Raw genomic sequence first — 14411 nt, 5'->3', positions numbered from 1 at the left:
TGCGACGTACGGAAGCTGCGTCGGTCGATGGCTTGGTTCATGCGGGCAACTATAAGGCGCATGCCGGCGACTGTCAAAACGAAAGGGCAGCCGATGGCCGGCCGGCGCCGCGGGTGTTGTACCCGCGGAACGCCGCCCGCGGCGACCTGCGCTGGCAGACGGGCTGGCAGACGGGCTGGCAGACAGGCCGTCAGGCCTTGTGCAGATCCGCTTCCGAGGTGAAGGCATCGGCGTAGAAGTGGTCCTCGTGCAGGCCGCACTGCGCGACGAAGTCCTCGCGGGCGGACTGCACCATGATCGGCGCGCCGCAGGCATAGACCTCGTGGCCGGACATGTCGGGGTAGTCCTCCATCACGGCGCGATGGACGAAGCCGGTGCGGCCATCCCACTCGTCCTCGGCCTGCGCGTCGGAGATCACCGGCACATAGCGGAAGTTGGGCAGCTCGCGCGCCCATTGCTCGCACAGCGCATGCATGTACAGGTCGCGGGGACGGCGGCCGCCCCAGTACAGCGTGATCGGGCGGGTGATGCCGGTGAAGGCGGCGTGGCCGACGATGGCCTTGATCGGTGCGAAGCCGGTGCCCGAGGCCAGCAGGATCACCGGGCGCTCGGAGTCCTCGCGCAGGAAGAAGCTGCCCAGGGGACCTTCGAAGCGCAGGATGTCGCGCTCCTTCATCGCCGGCTGGCCCTCGCGCACGCCGAACACGTAGTCGGTGAACGCGCCGCCCGGCATATGGCGGAAATGCAGCTCGATCGGGCCTTCCTCGTGCGGCGGCGTGGCGATCGAATAGCTGCGCCGCTTGCCGTCGCGCAGCAGGAATTCGACATACTGGCCGGCCAGGTACTGCAGGCGCTCGGTGGCGGGCAGCTGGAAGCGCGCGACGATGACATCATCGGCCACGCGTTCCATCGACTGGACCCGGCAGGGCACCTTCTTGATCGGAATATCGCCCGCGCCTTGGACCTCGCGGCATTCGATCGTCACGTCCGACGCCGCCGTGGCGCAGCAGAACAGCGCGCGGCCTTCGGTCTTTTCCTGCGGCGTCAGGGCCGAAGCGGCATGGTCGCCCTGCACGAATTCGCCGGCCGTGACACGCCCCTTGCACGAGCCGCACGCGCCGTTCTTGCAGCCATAGGGCAGGCCCACGCCATGGCGCAGCGCGGCGGCGAGGATGGTTTCGTCGGCGTCCGCTTCGAACTGGCGTCCGCTCGGCATCAGGGTTACTTGATAAGCCATAATCTCTCGATGAGCAAAGATCTGTCGTCACCTCGCCTGGGCCGGCCCCGCCTGCTGATCGTCGGCTGCGGCGATGTCGGTACCCGCTGCCTGCGCCTGCTCGCGGGGCGCTGGCGCGTGTTCGCGCTGACCTCGCAGCCGTCGCGGGTGGCGCAGTTGCGTGCCGCCGGCGCGGTGCCGCTGGTTGGCAATCTGGACATGCCGGTGGCGCAGCGCACGCACAAGGGCGCGACGCTGGCGCGGCTGCACGGCCTCGCCGCTCGCGTGGTGCATCTCGCGCCGCCGCCCGGGCAGGGCGACGGCGATCCCCGCACGGCTGCATTGCTGCAGGCGCTGCGCGGGCGTGGCGCCGGCCGGCTCGCCGCGCTGCCCCCGGGCAGCACGGTACCGCGCGTGGCCGGCGCACGCAAACCTCGCATTCTACCCGAGCGGCTTGGCAGCCGGCCGGCCAGCCAGCCGTGGGCGGCCCGCGTCGGCAGGCAACGGCATGCACAGGCGGCCGAGCCTGGCACCCGTCCGGTGCTGGTCTATGGCAGCACCAGCGGCGTCTATGGCGACCGGCGTGGGGCGCGCGTGGCGGAAAGCGATCCGGCTCGTCCCACCACGGCACGGGCGCGGCGCCGCGTCGCGGCGGAAACGGCGATCCGCGCCTTCGCGCTGCGCAGCGGCTGGCGTGCCGGCATCGTGCGCATCCCCGGCATCTATGCCGAGGACCGGCTGCCGCTGGCGCGCCTGCGCAAGGGCACGCCGGCACTGGCGCCGCAGGACGATGTCTTTACCAACCATATCCATGCCGACGATCTGGCCCGGATCCTGATCGCCAAGCTGATGCGCGGCCTGCCGCAGCGGATTGTTCACGCCAGCGACGATTCCGAACTGCGCATGGGCGACTACTTCGATCTGGTCGCGGACCGGCATGGCTTGCCGCGTCCGCCGCGGATGACGCGCGCGGGTATCGCCGAGGTGGTGGAGCCGCCGCTGCTCAGCTTCATGGGCGAATCGCGGCGGCTGGAGAACCGGCGGCTAAAGCGCGAGCTGCGCCTGCGCCTGCGCTATCCGACCGTGGCGGACTTCCTCGGCCGGTAGCGCACGAGCGGCCCTTCGGTTGACCTGTATATACAGGTAGCGCTATTCTTGTCGACAAGTGCGGTGGAGAAGCCGCCGTGGTTTGCGGACCCACTCCTCTCCCCGGCCCTCTCTCCTTGAAGGGAGAGGGGGAAAACCGGCAGGCACTCGGACATTGCCGGTTTGCTCCCCTCGCCCGCTCGCGGGAGAGGGGCCGGAGGAGAGGGCATGCGGCGGTGGCGATGCCATCGCGTTTTCTTTCTGGATATGCCGACCGATACCGACCAACCCCGCCAGGCCGACCGTAGCGCCGCTGCGGTGCCATCCGCGCTCTACCGCCAGCTCAAGGAGCATATCGCCCGGCAGATCCAGAGCGGCGCCTGGCAACCGGGCGACCGCGTGCCCTCGGAGCAGGAGCTGGTCAGCCAGTTCTCGGTGTCGCGGATGACCGCGAACCGGGCGCTGCGCGAACTGGCCGAGCAGGGCCGGGTGGTGCGGGTGGCGGGCGTCGGTACCTTTGTTGCCGAGCAGAAGCCGCAGTCGACCTTGCTGTCGGTGGTCAGCCTGCCCGAGGAAATCCGCCTGCGCGGCCACGACTATGCCTGCAGCCTGGTGCTGGTCGAGCGCGCCTCGGCCTCGATGGAGGTGGCCGCGGCGCTGGACCTGCGCACCGGTGAATCGGTCTTTCACACCGTGTGCGTGCATCGCGAGGACGGCGTGCCGGTGCAGCTGGAGGACCGCTACGTCAATCCGCGCGTCGCCCCGGATTTCCTGGACCAGGACTTCGACGCGGTGATGCCCGGGGAATATCTGCTGCGCCACGTGCCCTATGATGAGGTCGAGCATGTGGTCGATGCGGTGGCGGCCAGCAACGAGCAGGCCCGACTGCTGGAGATGCCGGCAAGCCAGCCTTGCCTGTTGCTGACGCGGCGCACCTGGACGCATGGCACGCCGGTGACGTTCGTGCGCTGCCTGCATCCGGGCAACCGCTATCGGCTGGGCAGCCGCTTCCGTGCGGACGGCAATCCGGCCTTTGGCTAGACGTGGCATGACAACCGAACCCTGAGCGCGGCGGCGCGCTCTGCCGTCCTTCGCTCGCCAACAGTTGTATAGACAGGAACATACAATGACGACCGACACTTCCCGCAGCGCCGCGGGCTTTCCCTCGCGCCCCGTTCTGACGCTCGATCCGGGCCGGGTTTCGCTGGCCGATCTGCGCCGCATCCATCGCGGCGAGGTACGGCTGCAGATGGCGGAATCGGCCTGGGAAGGCGTGCGCGCCGCCCAGGCGACGGTCCAGCAGATCGTCGATACCGACGCCGTGGTCTATGGCATCAACACGGGCTTCGGCAAGCTCGCCCAGACCCGCATTCCGCACGACAAGCTGGCCGAACTGCAACGCAACCTGGTGCTGTCGCACAGCGTCGGCACGGGACCGGACCTCGACCCCGACACGGTGCGGCTGATCCTGGCCACCAAGGCGGTGAGCCTTGCCCGTGGCCATTCCGGCGTGCGCCCCGAACTGATCGAGGCGCTGCTGGCGCTGGCCAACCATGGCGTGACGCCGTGCATTCCGGCCAAGGGCTCGGTAGGCGCCTCGGGCGACCTGGCGCCGCTGGCCCATCTGTCCTGCACGCTGATTGGCGTTGGCGAGGTGATGGTCGATGGCCGGCGCCTGCCGGCGGCCGAGGGGCTTGCCCATGCCGGACTCGACGTGTTCACGCTGCAACCCAAGGAGGGCCTGGCGCTGCTGAACGGCACGCAGGTCTCCACCGCGCTTGCTCTGGCGGGGCTGTTTGCCGCCGAGGACGTGTTCGCGGCCGGGCTGGTGGCCGGCGCGCTATCGCTGGAGGCGATCAAGGGGTCGGTCCGGCCGTTCGATGCCCGCATTCACGAGGCGCGCGGGCAGGCGGGACAGATCGACGTGGCCCAGGCAGTGCGCGACCTGCTGGAGGGCAGCGAGATCCTGGACTCGCACCGCGACTGCGGGCGCGTACAGGACCCGTACTCGATCCGCTGCCAGCCTCAGGTGATGGGCGCGTGCCTGGACAACCTGCGCCACGCCGCGCGCGTGCTGCGGATCGAGGCGAACGCGGCGTCGGACAATCCGCTCGTGTTTCCCGAGCAGGGCGACGTCATCTCCGGCGGCAACTTCCATGCCGAGCCGGTTGCCTTTGCCGCCGACATCATCGCGCTGGCGCTGGCCGAGATCGGCGCCATCTCCGAGCGGCGCCTCGCGCTGCTGCTCGACACCGGCCTGTCGGGCCTGCCGCCGTTCCTGGTGCGCGATGGCGGGCTGCACTCGGGCTTCATGATCGCGCAGGTGACCGCGGCGGCGCTGGCGTCGGAGAACAAGTCGCTGGCGCATCCGTCCAGCGTTGACAGCCTGCCCACCTCGGCCAATCAGGAAGACCATGTCTCCATGGCGACCTACGGTGCGCGCCGGCTGGGCACGATGGCGGAGAACAGCGCGGTGGTGGTTGGCATCGAGGCGATGGCCGCCGCGCAGGGCATCGAATTCCACCGGCCGCTGCGCTCGTCGCCGCTGCTGGAGGCGGAGATCGCCCGCATTCGCACGCGGGTCGACTTCGTCGAACGGGACCGCTATCTGGCGCCGGATATCGAGGCGATGAAGCAATGGGTGCTGCAGGGCGATGCGGGGGACGGTTGGCCGGCCGCGGTGCGCGGGGTGCTGCCGAGTCGCAGGTAGTCGCGTCGCTGCCCTCTCCCCCGCCCCTCTCCCGCAGGCGGGAGAGGGGAGAACACCGACGGACTTTCCATCCTGATGGTTTGCTCCCCTCGCCCGCTCGCGGGAGAGGGGCCGGGGGAGAGGGCAACAGTGCTCGCACAAGCACCGACTCAACCAGAAACAGACACGAACAGGAGACCAACATGAACGCCAACGACCAGCAATTCCTCCAGCGCGGGCCGCGCGTCGTGCGCGCCCCGCGCGGCACCCAGCTGCATTGCCGCAACTGGCTGATCGAAGCGGCCTACCGCATGATCCAGAACAACCTCGACCCGGAAGTGGCCGAGCGCCCGCAGGATCTGGTGGTCTACGGCGGCATCGGCAAGGCGGCGCGCAACTGGGAGTGCTTCGACGCCATCCTGGAAAGCCTGCGCCGGCTGGGTGAGGACGAATCGCTGCTGGTGCAGTCCGGCAAGCCGGTCGGCGTGTTTCGCACGCATGCGGACGCACCGCGCGTGCTGATCGCCAATTCGAATCTGGTGCCCCACTGGGCCAACTGGGACAAGTTCAACGAACTGGATCGCGCGGGGCTGATGATGTACGGCCAGATGACGGCCGGCTCCTGGATCTATATCGGGACCCAGGGCATCGTGCAGGGCACCTACGAGACCTTCGTCGAAGCGGGGCGCCAGCATTATGGGGGCGACCTGTCGGGGAGGTGGATCCTGACTGCCGGACTTGGCGGCATGGGCGGGGCGCAGCCGCTTGCCGGCGTGCTGGCGGGAGCCTGCGTGCTGGCGATCGAATGCCAGGAGTCGCGCATCGACTTCCGGCTGCGCACGCGTTACCTGGACAGGAAGGCGACGAGCGTCGACGAGGCGCTGGCGATGATCGCCGAGGCCACTGCGGCAAGGCAGGCGATCTCGGTCGGCCTGCTGGGCAATGCAGCGGATATCCTGCCGCAGTTGGTGGAGCGCGCCCGCGCGGGCGGCATGCGCCCGGACATCGTCACCGACCAGACCTCCGCCCACGACCTCGTCAATGGCTACCTGCCGGCTGGCTGGAGCGTCGCTGAATGGGAAGCGCGGCGCGCCGGCGAACCGAAGGCGGTGGAAGCGGCGGCGCGCGCCTCCATCGTGAAGCATGTACAGGCAATGCTCGCCTTCCAGCAGATGGGCGTGCCCACGCTGGACTATGGCAACAACATCCGCCAGGTGGCATTCGACGAAGGGGTCGCGAACGCCTTCGACTTTCCCGGCTTCGTGCCGGCCTATATCCGCCCGCTGTTCTGCCGAGGCAAGGGGCCGTTCCGCTGGGTCGCGCTCTCCGGCGATCCGGAGGACATCTACCGCACCGATGCGAAGATGAAGGAGCTGTTCCCCGACGACAAGCCGCTGCATCGCTGGCTCGACATGGCGCGGGACCGCATCGCCTTCCAGGGGTTGCCGGCGCGGATCTGCTGGGTCGGGCTGGACGAGCGCCATCGCGCCGGTCTTGCCTTCAACGAGATGGTGCGCAGCGGCGAGCTGAAGGCACCGGTGGTGATCGGGCGCGACCACCTCGACTGCGGCTCGGTGGCATCGCCCAACCGGGAAACCGAGGCGATGCGCGACGGTTCGGATGCGGTGTCGGACTGGCCGCTGCTCAACGCGCTGCTGAACACCGCGGGGGGCGCGACCTGGGTCAGCCTGCATCATGGTGGCGGCGTCGGCATGGGCTTCTCGCAGCATGCCGGCGTGGTGATCGTCTGCGACGGCAGCGACGCGGCGGCGCGCCGTATCGAGCGGGTGCTGTGGAACGATCCGGCCACCGGCGTGATGCGCCATGCCGACGCCGGATATGAGATCGCCATCGACTGCGCCCGCGAGAAGGGGCTGGACCTGCCGATGCTGAAGGGAGCGTGACCATGGCGGCCGGAGTGCAGGGAATCGCGCCGGCGCTGACCGGCGCCAGCGCGGACGGTGTCTGGCATCGCTGCCATCTGCTGCCGGATGGCGACCCGCAGACACCGATCCGCGACGGTGCGCTGGTGGTACTGGACGGCAGCATTGCCTGGGTGGGGCCGCAGGCGGCATTGCCGCGGCAGTATGCCGAGCTGGCCCGGCACGACGGTCACGGATGCTGGGTCACGCCCGGTCTGATCGACTGCCATACGCATCTGGTCTACGGCGGCCAGCGCGCCGACGAGTTTGCCATGCGGCTGGCCGGGGCCAGCTACGAGCAGATCGCCCGGGCCGGCGGCGGCATCGTTTCCACCGTGCGCGCCACGCGGGCGGCGGACGAGGCCACGCTGCTGCAGCAGGCGTCCAGCCGCCTCGTCCCGTTGTTGGCCGAGGGCGTCACCGCGATCGAGATCAAGTCGGGCTACGGCCTGGACCTGGCGTCCGAGCGCAAGCAACTGCGTGTGGCACGGCGCCTGGGCCAGATCCATGGCATTGCGATTCACACCACCTTCCTGGGCGCCCATGCCCTGCCGCCCGAATATGCGGGACGGCCGGACCAGTACATCGACCTGGTCTGCGACACCATGCTGCCCGCGCTCGCCGACGAAGGCCTGGTCGATGCGGTCGATGCCTTCTGCGAGGGGATCGGCTTCACGCCGGCACAGACCGAGCGGGTGTTCGACGCCGCCATCCGGCTCGGCCTGCCCGTCAAGCTGCACGCCGAGCAGCTGAGCAATCTCGGCGGCGCGGCGCTGGCCGCGCGCCATCGCGCGCTGTCGGCGGACCATCTGGAGCATCTGGACGAGGCCGGGGTGCGCGCGATGGCCGAGGCCGGCACCGTCGCCGTGCTGCTGCCGGGCGCCTACTATTTCCTGCGCGATACCCATCTGCCGCCGATCGCGCTGCTGCGCCAGTACGGCGTGCCGATCGCCATCGCGACCGATCACAACCCGGGCACGTCGCCGGCCACGTCCCTGCTGCTGATGCTCAACATGGCCTGCACACTGTTCCGGATGACCGTTTCCGAAGTCCTCGCCGGCGTGACGGTCAACGCCGCGCGCGCACTCGGCGCGCAGCACCGGCATGGGCGGATCGCCGAGGGCCGGGTAGCGGACTTCGCCCTGTGGCAGGTGGAGTCGCCCGCGGAGCTGGCCTACTGGGTCGGCCGCAACCCGCTGGCAGCGGCGGTTCGGCAGGGGCGTGTCCATGCCACGCCGGGGTTTGTCATGTCAGGGGAGGGCCGGCAATGAGCGCCGATGCAATGCGCGCCGATGCAATGCGCGCCGATGCCATGCGCAACCCTGCGGCCGGCAGCCTGTTCGCGGGCGATGCGTTGCTGCCCGACGGTTGGGCGCGCAACGTACTGCTGCGCTGGGATGCGAAAGGCATGCTGACCGCCGTCACGCCGGACACCATGCCGACGTCCGAGGTGCCGCGTGCGGCGGGTCCGGTGCTGCCCGGCATGGTCAACCTGCACTCCCACGCCTTCCAGCGCGGCTTCGCCGGCCTGACGGAGTTTCGCAGCGCCGAGGACGACTCCTTCTGGAGCTGGCGCGCGCTGATGTACCGTTTTGCGCAGCGGCTGTCGCCCGACACGCTGGAGGCGATTGCGACCTATCTCTATATCGAGATGCTGCGCGCCGGTTATACCAGCGTCTGCGAGTTTCACTACGTCCACCATCAGCCCGACGGCAAGTCCTATGCGGACCCGGGCGAGATGTCGCTGCGCCTGCTGCGCGCGGCCGAGAAGACCGGCATCGGCATCACGCTGCTGCCGGTGCTGTACCAGACCTCGGGGTTCGGCCAGAAGGGCGTACTGGACGAGCAACGCCGCTTCGTTTACCGGACCGACGCGGTGCTGGCCTTGCTGCAGCGGCTGGGCAAGCAATGCCATGGCAACGCGCGGCTGGGTCTTGCGCCGCATTCGCTGCGGGCCGTGCCGCTGGATAGCTTGCGCGAGGCGCTGGACGGCCTCGCCGCCCTCGATGCGCAGGCGCCCGTGCACATCCATATCGCCGAGCAGCAGCAGGAGGTGAACCAGTGCCTGGCATGGACCGGGACGCGGCCGGTGGCGTGGCTGCTCGACCATGTCGATGTGGATGCGCGCTGGTGCCTGGTCCACGCCACGCATATGGATTGGGACGAGCGCCGGCGGCTGGCGGCCAGCGGCGCCGTGGCGGGCATCTGCCCGACCACCGAGGCCAATCTGGGCGACGGGGTGTTCGAGGCATCGCCGTATCTGGAGCAGGGCGGCTGGTGGGGCATCGGCTCGGACAGTCACGCCAGCGTCAGCGTCACCGAGGAACTGCGGCTGTTCGAATACGGCCAGCGGCTTGGGCTGCAGCGACGCAACGTGCTGGCATCCGATGCCCACGGGCAGGTGGCGGACCGGCTTTACCTCGGAGCCAGCGCCGGGGGCGCGCGTGCCTCGGGCCGGCCGGTGGCGGGCCTGCGCGCCGGGCAGCAGGCCGATTTCGTCGTGCTGGACGGCCGCCACCCGTCGCTTGCCGGGCTGCAGGCGCCGCAGGCGCTGGCCACGCATGTGTTCGCCAACCAAGGTCATGAGACACTAGCGGAAGTCCGGTGTGCCGGACTGCCGCTGGTCCGCGCGGGCCGGCATGCGTTGCAGGACAGCGCCGGGGCGGCCTTTGTGCAGGCGCGTGCCGCGCTGCTGCGCGAATAACCGGTCGCTTCGGCGAGCCGCGGCAGTCTCCTCCATCGGATCTTCCGTGCAACAACCGCATGCGCGGCGCGCATGCCCGCAGCAATCATGACAGCCTTCTCCACCGACAAGCCCGCCTTCGTCCTGCATCGTGGCACCCGCCCGCTGCTGGTTTCCATGCCGCATCTGGGCACCCATCTGCCCGCCTGTGTCGCGCAGCGCCTCACTGACGAGGCGCGCACCGTGCCCGACACCGACTGGCACATGGACCTGCTGTACGACTTCGCGCGCGAGCTGGGCGCATCGATCCTGATGGCCACGCATTCGCGCTATGTGGTGGACCTGAACCGCCCGCCCGACAACGCGAACCTGTACCCGGGGCAGGATACGACCGGCCTTTGCCCGGTCGATACCTTCGACAAGACGCCGCTCTATGCCGACGGGCCGGGGCCGGACGAGACGGAGATCTTCGCGCGCCGCGACGCGGTCTGGCGTCCCTATCATGACGCGCTGGCCAGCGAGCTGGCGCGGCTGCGCGACGCGCACGGTACCGTCGGCCTGTGGGATGCGCATTCGATCCGCTCGCAACTGCCGCGCTTCTTCGAGGGCAAGCTGCCCGACTTCAATCTCGGCACGGCCAACGGCGCAAGCTGTGACGAGGCGCTGGCCCAGCGCGTGCTGGCCATCGCCGAGGAAGCGCAGGGCTATACCGCGGTGCTGAACGGCCGCTTCAAGGGTGGCTATATCACCCGGCAGTACGGCGCGCCGCAGCAGGGCATCCATGCGATCCAGCTGGAGCTGGCCCAATGCACCTATATGAGCGAGCAGTTCCCGTTCGACTACGATACGGTGCTCGCCGCGCGGTTGCAGCCCACGCTGCGGGCGATGCTGGAAGCGGTGCTGGCCTACGTGGAGCGGCGCTGAAGCGTCCAGTGGCACCGCAAGCGCAAGAAAAAACGGCGGCTCCGCATGGCGGGCCGCCGTTTTTTTCATGCGGGAGGGAAGCGCGCTTACTTCGCGTTCTTCAGCCGCGCCTCGATGTTCTGGGCGCGGTCCAGGGAGCCGGGGTGCGAGCTCAGCATGCTGGTCTGGCCGCCATCGAGCTGCGCCATCTTGCGGAACGCGGTCACCATGGCCTGCCGGTTCGCGTTGTTCTTCGTCAGCAGATCGAAGGCGTAATTGTCCGCGGCGGTTTCCTGCCGCTGCGAGAACTGCGCGTTGATCAGCGTCTCGCCCAGTTCGCCCAGCTGCGACGCGGATAGCGCCGTCAGGGCCGCGCTGCCGGTGGAGGCCAGCAGGCCCCGCGCGGCATTGGTGGCATAGGCGACCTGCATCGCCGCCTTGGAGTGGCCCAGCGCGACGTGACCGATTTCGTGGCCCACGACGCCCCGCACTTCGTCGTCGGTCATCATGTCCATCAGGCCGCTGTAGATGCGCACGCAGCCGTTGGCCATGGCCCAGGCGTTGACTTCCTTGGTCTCATAGACCTTGGCGTCGATGTTCAGGCCGGTGTTCTGCAGGCCCGACATGATGGTGTTGAGGCGGCGGCCATAGGTGCTGTCCGCGGCAGCGATCTTGTTCTTCTTGTCCATTTCGGCGCACGACTGTTCGGACAGGGTCTGCACCTGGGTGTCCGACAGCGTGGCAGCGGTGAACAGGCTGCCGCCGGCCTGGGTCAGGCCCTGCATATTGGCGCCCGCGCAGCCGGCGAGCAGCGCCGTGCCGAGAACCAGGGAACCGAGTTGAATCTTGCGCAGCATGTCTTCTCCTTCTGTGCCGGTCAAATTTGAAGACCGCATAGGATAACGGAAGACACGGCGGGTGCCGGCAAGGGCGCCTAGCCCGGCCCCTTGCCAGGTGGGGTCAGACGTAGCTGAAGACGGTATCGGCCGGCAGGCGCGACTTGGGCAGCCGCGCATTGAAGTCGGCCTCCGCGTGATAGCCCAGGCTCACCAGCACCAGGCTGGTGTAGCCGCTCTCGCGCAGGCCCAGCTCGTCGTCCAGCGTGCGGAAGTCGAAGCCTTCCATTGGCGTGGCCTCGACGCCGAGCGTGGCCGCTCCCAGCAGCAGCGTGCCCAGCGCGAGGTAGACCTGCTTCTCCATCCAGTGCTGCAGATCCTTCTGCTGGTAGCGGTGCAGGTCGACGAAGGAGGTGCGGCCCTTGTGCTGGTTGGCGCGCGCGTCCGGCATCTGGAAGCGGCCGTCGCGCTCTTCCTGGTCGAGCAGCGCCTGCAGCTGCGACTCCGGCATCTCGCTACGGGCGCACAGCACGATCACGTGCGAGGCATTGAGGATCTTCGGCTGGTTGTAGGCAAACGGGCCCTGGGCCGCGCTGGCCAGCCGCGCCTTGCCGGCATCGGTGGCGGCGACGACGAAGTGCCAGGGTTGCGAGTTGACTGACGACGGGCTGTAGCGCAGCAGCGCCAGCAGTTCGTCGATATCGGCCTGCGGCACCGTGCGGGTGGGGTCGAAGGCCTTGACGGTATGGCGGGAGAGAGCGAGGTCGGAGAGTTTCATGGTTGGTGGTGTGGGTAGATGATTGATGCAGCTGGAACACCGTCGGCCTGCTGCCCTCGCCCGCTTGCGGTGGAGGGGGAACGCCGTCAGGGATGGATGGACCGTCGGTCTGCTTCCTTCGCCCGCTTGCGGGAGAGCGGAAACACCGTCAGGCAGAGGGAGCACCGAGCGATGCAGTTCTGTCAGAACCCTTCCAGCACGATCTTGCCGCGGGCCCGGTTGCTTTCGATCAGCGCATGCGCGCGGCGCAGGTTGGCTGCGTTGATCGTGCCGAAATGCTCGCCGAGCGTGGTGCGCAGCGTGTCGGCATCGATCATCGCGGCGACCTGCGTCAACAGTTCGTGCTGGCGGATCATGTCGCGGGTCTCGAACATCGGCCGGGCGAACATGAACTCCCAATGGAAGGACAGCGCCTTGCGCTTCATCGGCATCACGTCCAGCGTGGCGGGGTCGTCGATCACCGCCAGATGTCCCTGCGGCGCGATCACGTCCAGCAGCTGCGCATAGTGCTGCTCGGTATGGCTCAGGCTCGCGATGTGCTCGACAGCATCGATGCCGATGGCAGCCAGCTCGTCCTTCAACGGCCGGCTGTGGTCGATCACATGATGCGCGCCCAGCGATTGCACCCAGTCGCGCGTCTCGGGACGCGAGGCGGTGCCGATCACCGTCAGGCCGGTCAGCTGCCGTGCCAGCTGGATCAGGATCGATCCCACCCCGCCAGCCGCGGCGGTCACCAGCAGATGCTGGCCGGCGCCGCCGTTGCGGTCCTCGGTCTGCGCAATCCGCAGGCGATCGAACAGCAGTTCCCACGCGGTAATGGTGGTCAAGGGCAGGGCCGCCGCTTCGGCGTCGGACAGCGTCGCCGGCTTGCGCGCCGCGATGCGCTCGTCCACAAGCGCATATTCGGCATAGCTGCCGGGGCGGGTGATCGAGCCGGCGTAGTAGACCACGTCGCCAGGCTGGAACAGCGTGACCTCGCTGCCGATCTTGGTCACCGTGCCGACCGCGTCCCAGCCCAGGATGCGGGGCGCCTGCACCGGGGAGGAGGCGCGCACCTTGGTATCGACCGGGTTGACGGCGATGGCACGCACCGCGACCAGCAGGTCGCGCGGGCCCGGTTCGGGCGTGGGCAGCTCGACGTCGACCAGCGCGGCGGGATCGTCGATGGGCAGGCCGTGTTGCGTGTAGGCGATGGCTTTCATGGCTTGAGGGCTTCCTTGCTGAAGTCGAATGGTTGAAGTCGAATGGTTGAAGTCGGATGGCGGTGCGGCGCCGGTTGTCGGGACGTATCGCACCGTCGTCGGCCGCATCTTCGCCGCTCGCGATCTGCCGGGAAACCAGTAGAATTCGCCAACACTTTCACTTCAGGAATGAAAATGATCCGGCTGGAAGACCTGACCCTGTTCGTGCGCAGCGCGGCGCTGGGCAGCTTTTCCGGCGCGGCGCGCGAGGCGGACCTGCTGCCGGGGCAGGTCAGCGCGGCGATCCAGCGGCTCGAACGCGAACTGGATACGCGCTTGTTCGCGCGCTCCACGCGCAGCCTGCGATTGACCGCCGAAGGAGAGCGATATCTTCCCTACGCGCAGGAGATGCTGGCGACCATGGCGGCCGGGCAGGAGCGCCTGCGCGGCGACGGCGCGGCGTTGTCCGGGCTGCTGCAGGTGGCGGCGCCATCCGATCTCGGACGCAACGTGCTGCTGCCCTGGCTGACCGACTTTCGCCGCAGCCACCCGGCGCTGACCTTGCGGCTGTACCTGTCGGACCAGATTACCGACGTCTTCCGCGACCCGGTCGACGTGGCGATCCGCTATGGCCATATCGAGGATGCCAGCTTCGTCGCGCTGCCAGTGGCGCCGGACAACCGCCGGGTGCTGATCGCCTCGCCGGACTATCTGGCGCGCAACGGACGCCCGGCATCGCTGTCGGACCTGGCGCATCACCGCTGCCTGCTGTACCAGGTGAACGGCCGCGCCTATGACAAATGGTCATTCCCGACCGAGGCCGGGCGGCAGGTGGTCGAGGTGCAGGGGCAGCTCTACACCGACGATGCCGATATCGTGCGGCGCTGGGCAGTGCAGGGCGAGGGCATCGCCTACAAATCCTGGCTGGACGTCGGCGGCGACGTACTCGCGGGCCGGCTTGAAGTGCTGCTGCCGCATCAGCCCGGCGAGAGCACGCCGCTGCAGATCGTCTGCCCGCACCGCAAGCAGTTTTCTCCCGCCGTGCGGCAACTGCAGGCGCTGCTGAAGGACAAGTGCGCCGGGTTGACGGCGGGGTTGGCCCATCTGCGGTAAGCGC

General features: G+C 68.8%; 12 protein-coding genes. 8 read left to right on the top strand and 4 right to left on the bottom strand.

All coding sequences use genetic code 11. The features are described 5' to 3' along the window. Positions 1-190 precede the first annotated feature (190 nt). Positions 191-1237, bottom strand: coding sequence for a CDP-6-deoxy-delta-3,4-glucoseen reductase (locus K6V06_RS09610; protein ID WP_222242646.1), 1047 nt, complete (start codon positions 1235-1237; stop codon positions 191-193). A 9-nt stretch (positions 1238-1246) separates the two neighbouring features. Between K6V06_RS09610 and K6V06_RS09605 the strand changes: the two genes are divergently transcribed. The 7 genes from K6V06_RS09605 (at position 1247) to hutG (ending at position 10520) form a co-directional block, all read left to right on the top strand. Next, positions 1247-2323, top strand: coding sequence for a sugar nucleotide-binding protein (locus K6V06_RS09605; protein WP_222242644.1), 1077 nt, complete (start codon positions 1247-1249; stop codon positions 2321-2323). Positions 2324-2569: 246 nt separating this feature from the next. Further along, positions 2570-3343, top strand: coding sequence for a histidine utilization repressor (hutC, locus tag K6V06_RS09600; RefSeq protein WP_222242642.1), 774 nt, complete (start codon positions 2570-2572; stop codon positions 3341-3343). 85 nt (positions 3344-3428) lie between these two features. Further along, positions 3429-5012: a histidine ammonia-lyase gene (hutH, locus tag K6V06_RS09595; RefSeq protein ID WP_222242631.1), complete on the top strand. Its 1584-nt coding sequence runs from the start codon at positions 3429-3431 to the stop codon at positions 5010-5012. Positions 5013-5194: 182 nt separating this feature from the next. After that, a complete protein-coding gene (hutU, locus tag K6V06_RS09590) occupies positions 5195-6895 on the top strand; it encodes a urocanate hydratase (RefSeq protein WP_222242629.1) in 1701 nt (566 codons plus the stop codon). A 2-nt stretch (positions 6896-6897) separates the two neighbouring features. Continuing rightward, entirely contained in the window at positions 6898-8184 is a 1287-nt protein-coding gene (gene hutI / locus K6V06_RS09585; RefSeq protein ID WP_222242627.1) for an imidazolonepropionase, read from the top strand. A gap of 41 nt (positions 8185-8225) precedes the next feature. Further along, positions 8226-9617 (top strand): formimidoylglutamate deiminase, encoded by a 1392-nt coding sequence (locus tag K6V06_RS09580; RefSeq protein WP_222243068.1) that lies wholly within the window; start codon positions 8226-8228, stop codon positions 9615-9617. A gap of 87 nt (positions 9618-9704) precedes the next feature. Further along, complete coding sequence (hutG, locus tag K6V06_RS09575; protein ID WP_222242625.1) at positions 9705-10520, top strand: N-formylglutamate deformylase; 816 nt, start codon at positions 9705-9707, stop codon at positions 10518-10520. Positions 10521-10606: 86 nt separating this feature from the next. Here the strand turns inward: hutG and K6V06_RS09570 are convergent, their stop codons facing one another. The 3 genes from K6V06_RS09570 to K6V06_RS09560 form a co-directional block, all read right to left on the bottom strand. Beyond that, positions 10607-11356, bottom strand: coding sequence for a M48 family metallopeptidase (locus K6V06_RS09570; RefSeq protein WP_222242623.1), 750 nt, complete (start codon positions 11354-11356; stop codon positions 10607-10609). A gap of 103 nt (positions 11357-11459) precedes the next feature. Continuing rightward, entirely contained in the window at positions 11460-12113 is a 654-nt protein-coding gene (gene nfsB / locus K6V06_RS09565; protein WP_222242621.1) for an oxygen-insensitive NAD(P)H nitroreductase, read from the bottom strand. 182 nt (positions 12114-12295) lie between these two features. Beyond that, positions 12296-13315, bottom strand: a complete 1020-nt coding sequence (locus tag K6V06_RS09560; protein WP_222242619.1) for a zinc-binding alcohol dehydrogenase family protein — start codon at positions 13313-13315, stop codon at positions 12296-12298. A gap of 174 nt (positions 13316-13489) precedes the next feature. Here K6V06_RS09560 and K6V06_RS09555 point away from each other — a divergent pair, with 174 nt between their 5' ends. Then, positions 13490-14407, top strand: a complete 918-nt coding sequence (locus tag K6V06_RS09555) for a LysR family transcriptional regulator (protein WP_222242617.1) — start codon at positions 13490-13492, stop codon at positions 14405-14407. The last annotated feature ends 4 nt before the right edge of the window (positions 14408-14411 follow it).

The sequence above is a fragment of the Cupriavidus sp. AU9028 genome, from assembly GCF_019795295.1.
In the GTDB taxonomy this organism is placed as follows: Bacteria; Pseudomonadota; Gammaproteobacteria; order Burkholderiales; family Burkholderiaceae; genus Cupriavidus.
Note: the sequence above shows the minus strand (reverse complement) of the source record. Positions and strands in the feature narration are given on the sequence as shown.

Coding starts and splice junctions, on each gene's coding strand:
- hutC (WP_222242642.1), top strand. CDS start 2,570: ATGCCGACCGATACCGACCAACCCCGCCAGGCCGACCGTAGCGCCGCT.
- hutI (WP_222242627.1), top strand. CDS start 6,898: ATGGCGGCCGGAGTGCAGGGAATCGCGCCGGCGCTGACCGGCGCCAGC.
- nfsB (WP_222242621.1), bottom strand. CDS start 12,113: ATGAAACTCTCCGACCTCGCTCTCTCCCGCCATACCGTCAAGGCCTTC.
- hutU (WP_222242629.1), top strand. CDS start 5,195: ATGAACGCCAACGACCAGCAATTCCTCCAGCGCGGGCCGCGCGTCGTG.
- hutH (WP_222242631.1), top strand. CDS start 3,429: ATGACGACCGACACTTCCCGCAGCGCCGCGGGCTTTCCCTCGCGCCCC.
- K6V06_RS09605 (WP_222242644.1), top strand. CDS start 1,247: ATGAGCAAAGATCTGTCGTCACCTCGCCTGGGCCGGCCCCGCCTGCTG.
- K6V06_RS09560 (WP_222242619.1), bottom strand. CDS start 13,315: ATGAAAGCCATCGCCTACACGCAACACGGCCTGCCCATCGACGATCCC.
- K6V06_RS09555 (WP_222242617.1), top strand. CDS start 13,490: ATGATCCGGCTGGAAGACCTGACCCTGTTCGTGCGCAGCGCGGCGCTG.
- K6V06_RS09570 (WP_222242623.1), bottom strand. CDS start 11,356: ATGCTGCGCAAGATTCAACTCGGTTCCCTGGTTCTCGGCACGGCGCTG.
- K6V06_RS09610 (WP_222242646.1), bottom strand. CDS start 1,237: ATGGCTTATCAAGTAACCCTGATGCCGAGCGGACGCCAGTTCGAAGCG.
- hutG (WP_222242625.1), top strand. CDS start 9,705: ATGACAGCCTTCTCCACCGACAAGCCCGCCTTCGTCCTGCATCGTGGC.
- K6V06_RS09580 (WP_222243068.1), top strand. CDS start 8,226: ATGCGCAACCCTGCGGCCGGCAGCCTGTTCGCGGGCGATGCGTTGCTG.